Source organism: Blautia sp. ZXY-1-C6 (assembly GCF_056339875.1).
Map to the genome: position 1 here is coordinate 1 of NZ_JBWJVQ010000305.1, position 4,294 is coordinate 4,294.

Below are 4,294 nucleotides of genomic sequence, written 5' to 3' on the forward strand. Positions count from 1 at the left end.
TGCCGTGCGTCAGCACGCCTGCAGATATCTTCCTTGTCTTTCGCACGCTGCTGAACTGTCTTAAATGCATTATTTACGAGGATTGCTATAATCAAAAATCTCATTTTAGAATGATTTTTTATTTATTACTCATGAAGAAAACCAGTCAGTGGAGAGGATGCGCTTGCACCTTTTTCCAGGGTTCTTCCCAGTCCGGCAAGGTATGCACTTCGTCCTGCTTCAATAGCTTTTTTAAATGCTTCAGCCATTATCTGCACATCACCTGCTGTGGCAATCGCAGTATTTGCCATAACTGCAGATGCCCCCATCTCCATGGCTTCACACGCCTGAGAAGGACGTCCGATTCCTGCATCTACAATGATCGGGAGCTCAATTTCGTCAATCAAAATCTGGATAAATTCCTTAGTGCACAGACCTTTATTAGAGCCGATCGGAGAACCCAGCGGCATGATGCAGGCAGCTCCGGCATTTACCAGATCTCTGGCTGCATTCAGATCCGGGTACATATAAGGCATTACTACAAATCCTTCTTTTGCAAGAATTTCTGTAGCTTTAACAGTTTCATAGTTATCCGGAAGCAGATATTTTGAATCATGGATCACTTCGATCTTTACGAAATCACCGCATCCGATTTCTCTGGAAAGTCTGGCAATACGAACTGCTTCTTCTGCATTTCTGGCACCTGAAGTATTGGGAAGAAGAGTAACATTTTTCGGAATATAGTCCAGAATATTTGCCAGTCCACCTTCATTGGCACGACGCAGAGCCAGAGTGATGATCTGCGCATCTGCCTTTTCAATACATGCTTTCACCAGATCCAGAGAAAATTTTCCGGATCCCAGAATAAAACGGGAAGTAAATTCATGACCTCCCAGAATCAGTTTGTCTTCATTATTTGTACTCATAATTTAAGTCCTTCTTTCGTATATTATAATGTGATATCAGGATATTCCTGTTTATCTTCCACCTCCCATGAAGCTGACTATTTCCAGTATGTCATTTTCATGTAAAACAGTAGTGCTGTACTCGGCTTTTGACAGAATTCTTTCATTTAATTCTACTGCGATCTGGCTGGGCACATAGCTGTTTTCCTCCAGATATTGCCCTATTGTAAGAGTATTCTGCAATTCTTTTGTTTTTCCATTAACAGTAATAAGCATACTTTCTCCTTTCCGGGAAAAGAAGGTCCGGCCTCTACAACATAAAAAAGAGTCCACAAAAGAATACACCCGCGGTGGTGCACCCCTTCATGAACTCTGTTCACTCTCATCTTTCCCAATATTCATCTGTTATAATGTAAATTTCCCTGTAAGCCCCCGGTTTTCTCTCACTTATTACAGATTGATTACCGGACAGCTGAATTTCTTCAAATGCATGAGATAAATAAAAAGGAGATGCCAGTCATCTCCCTTTAAAATCATATCTTATAGGTTCCTACGTTGGCATTATCCAAATCAGGTATATGGGTCGAAGTTAATGACTTCCTCTCAGCCTGCACTCACAAGCTCCCCTTTCTTTACATGGGTAAAGTATAATCTTTTATCCCATGTGTGTCAAGACCATATTTCTACATCCTCAGTTTCTTATGAAACTCCCGCATCGTATCCTTCTTGCAGAAGATAAACAGTGCAGCCAATGTCAGAAAACTGATTCCGGCACAGATTACTGAAGGTACGGCAAACTGCACGATTCCAGTCCAAACCAATATCATCGGAATCAGTCCTGCAATTCCGGCCTGTACAAGATAAAACAGATATTCTTCCCTTTCCAGACGGTTTATTTTTGCAATCACAGGAACAGAAAACTGCACTGCCAATATCCCGAAAGGAATCACAAAATCCACAGACCAGCCCTTCCATCCGGTAAACCGGTCCCATAGGATTGCAATTACTGATATGAGCAAAAGCTGCCACATTTCATTCTTCAGAATATTCCTGCGTTTATAATATGCTACCATAACAACCAGCCATGCACAGGCACATCCTGCTCCTGCAAACCAGAACCAGTTCAGTACACCTGCCATCATAAAATTAATCATTCCGCAAATTACCGCAATTGCCAGACACAGGAAGCTGAAAGTCTGGATAACCTTCTGATTTTCTTTTTTCTCAAGCCTGTGCTTTTCCCCATATCCCGGAAATTCATTCTTTAATTCTCTGTGGGAAACATTCTCCTCGCCGAGCATCCGCTGGAAATTCCTCTGGATACTGTCATCCGGTATCTTGGAAGTAAATCCCAGTACCATCTCATCCCCATAAGAACAGGAACACATCTGCAAAGAATTGGTACTTGCAAAAATCCCAAAATGCTGAATATATTCTTTGTACTCCTCCGGCAAACGAATAATGCCGATATTAGAATAAACTGCCGTAATGCTCCTGCTTCCCAGATTGGCTCCGATCATCAGAAAATATTTCTTGATCTCCAACGGAACAGCACGTACAAAAGGATTCTTCTCAATGCGCACATATCCGCTCATATGCATGGCAATCTTTTCTTTTACCAGTTCTTCTTCGAACTGTTTCTTCACAGACAAAAGTACATCTTCAAAGGTTGTTTCATCAGAAAATATATATCCCACCTCAATCCATCCAAAGAAATTTGTCATAGACTGAGACGGAAAATAATTTCTCAGATTCACCGGAATCATCAATGCTACCGGTCGTTTCTGCTGATTCTTTGGAATCTCTTCCCGAATAGAACACAGCATCATTGCTGTCAGTAAAACAGTGATGGAAACTCCACAGGAGCGGGCTTTCCGGTGGATATCTCTTCTTTATCTCCATGTGTAATTTCCTCTGCATGCTCAATCTGCGGAAGATCTGCCTGTGGATGTGCCAGGATCAGATAATCCTGAACCAGTTCCTGCAGGAAATGCATGGCTCCGCAGGTGAATTACCTAGTTAATCAATCGTGGCGCTCATCCGTATTACTGTACATTTCACAGAATCTTGCAGCAAATGCCGGTGGTTCATCATGCACATATAAATGGGAAATATCACCAAATGCACTAATACGAAAACTTGCGATTCCTTCTCTTCGTTCTTCTGTATTGACAGTTGTCACTGAACTTGGTGCTGCGCAGAATCCATGCCACAGTACCATTGGAGAAGCACCGATCAGATGCGCAAGAAGCACACATTCCAGACCAAAATGACAGAAGAATACCAGCGTATCTTCATTTGGTTTCTCCACTCTGTAATAATGTCCTTCACGTACATAACCATGTTCGGCAAGAAGCTTATCAAACTTTCCTGTTACATAGTCATAGTATCCTTTGGCATCAGACTGCTGAAGTCTCTCGTTTTCATACCAGTGATCATACTGGTAAAATTTCTCGTCCTGTGTCCAGTCCTGCGGAAGCCAGTCCCATAATCTCTTTTGCCTGTCAGTAACATCCGGGCGATCGATCAGAACATCAAATTCCCTCAGCCAGTCACACTCAACTGCTGTACGGTTCATTTTCTTCAATGTAAAAGAGGCTGTATCCTTTGCCCTTCCAAGAGGTGATACATAGAAATCCTTTACATCAAGTTTTGACAATCTTTCTGACAGATATTCTGCTTCTTTCCAGCCTTTTTCTGTAAGAGAATCAATGGAATAATCCGGATCTCCATGTCGCACGATCAATAATCTCATTCGTATTGTTCCTTTCTTTTGTCTCAGTTCTTCTATTATCTCAGATCAGATCGTATCCAAATAGTCTGGCATCTTCCATTCATAGATCTTATCTGAGTTTTTTAATTTCCACATTCTTCTGTAACCGGAGGGATTGTTTCCTCATAAATATCGTTACTGTTCACTCCGTTCACAGTAACTAAATATCTTCTGATGTGGATAAGTTCTGCTTATCATATGACGCTTCTATTCTAACACCAAGTTCCGGTTTCTGCACTAAAAATTCTCTGCAGTCCGGTTCAGTTGCTGCAAAAGTCGGCCAGCTGTTTATTTATAACCATTCCATAAAATACTGCACTTGCTATAACAAAAAAGGATGTGCAACTCTGACACATCCTTTTTTGTTCGCATTTTATTTACCTGCTTCAATTGCCTTCTGAAATCTCTGTGCGATTTCCAGCGGACGTGTGATCGCTCCGCCTACCACGATCGCCCATACACCTGTCTGTAGTGCTTTTACAGCCTGATCCGGATAATGAATCTTGCCTTCTCCGATAATCGGAATATCTGTATCTTTTGCAAGCCTCTCCATCAGTTCATAATCTGGTTCATCCTTTTTTGAAGTGTAATCAGTGTAACCGCTCATGGTTGTTCCAACAATATCCACACCACACTT

At 41.7% G+C, this 4,294-nt stretch carries 5 protein-coding genes, 1 pseudogene and 1 riboswitch; all 6 genes and pseudogenes read right to left on the reverse strand.

Annotated features, from left to right (window positions below; genetic code table 11):
* Positions 1-125: 125 nt before the first annotated feature.
* Positions 126-905 (reverse strand): thiazole synthase, encoded by a 780-nt coding sequence (locus tag AC075J_RS18665; RefSeq protein WP_008707074.1) that lies wholly within the window; start codon positions 903-905, stop codon positions 126-128.
* A 51-nt stretch (positions 906-956) separates the two neighbouring features.
* The gene (thiS, locus tag AC075J_RS18670; protein WP_008707075.1) at positions 957-1,160 is read right to left on the reverse strand and encodes a sulfur carrier protein ThiS; all 204 of its coding nucleotides are present in this window, start codon (positions 1,158-1,160) and stop codon (positions 957-959) included.
* Positions 1,161-1,413: 253 nt separating this feature from the next.
* Positions 1,414-1,522, reverse strand: a riboswitch (TPP riboswitch).
* 45 nt (positions 1,523-1,567) lie between these two features.
* A complete protein-coding gene (locus AC075J_RS18675) occupies positions 1,568-2,713 on the reverse strand; it encodes a DUF6320 domain-containing protein (protein WP_226839512.1) in 1,146 nt (381 codons plus the stop codon).
* A gap of 5 nt (positions 2,714-2,718) precedes the next feature.
* Complete coding sequence (locus AC075J_RS18680; protein ID WP_226839509.1) at positions 2,719-2,880, reverse strand: hypothetical protein; 162 nt, start codon at positions 2,878-2,880, stop codon at positions 2,719-2,721.
* A 27-nt stretch (positions 2,881-2,907) separates the two neighbouring features.
* Positions 2,908-3,639: a histidine phosphatase family protein gene (locus tag AC075J_RS18685; RefSeq protein WP_118571687.1), complete on the reverse strand. Its 732-nt coding sequence runs from the start codon at positions 3,637-3,639 to the stop codon at positions 2,908-2,910.
* Between the two features lie 391 nt (positions 3,640-4,030).
* Positions 4,031-4,294: pseudogene (locus AC075J_RS18690) on the reverse strand (N-acetylmannosamine-6-phosphate 2-epimerase); the annotation flags it as partial.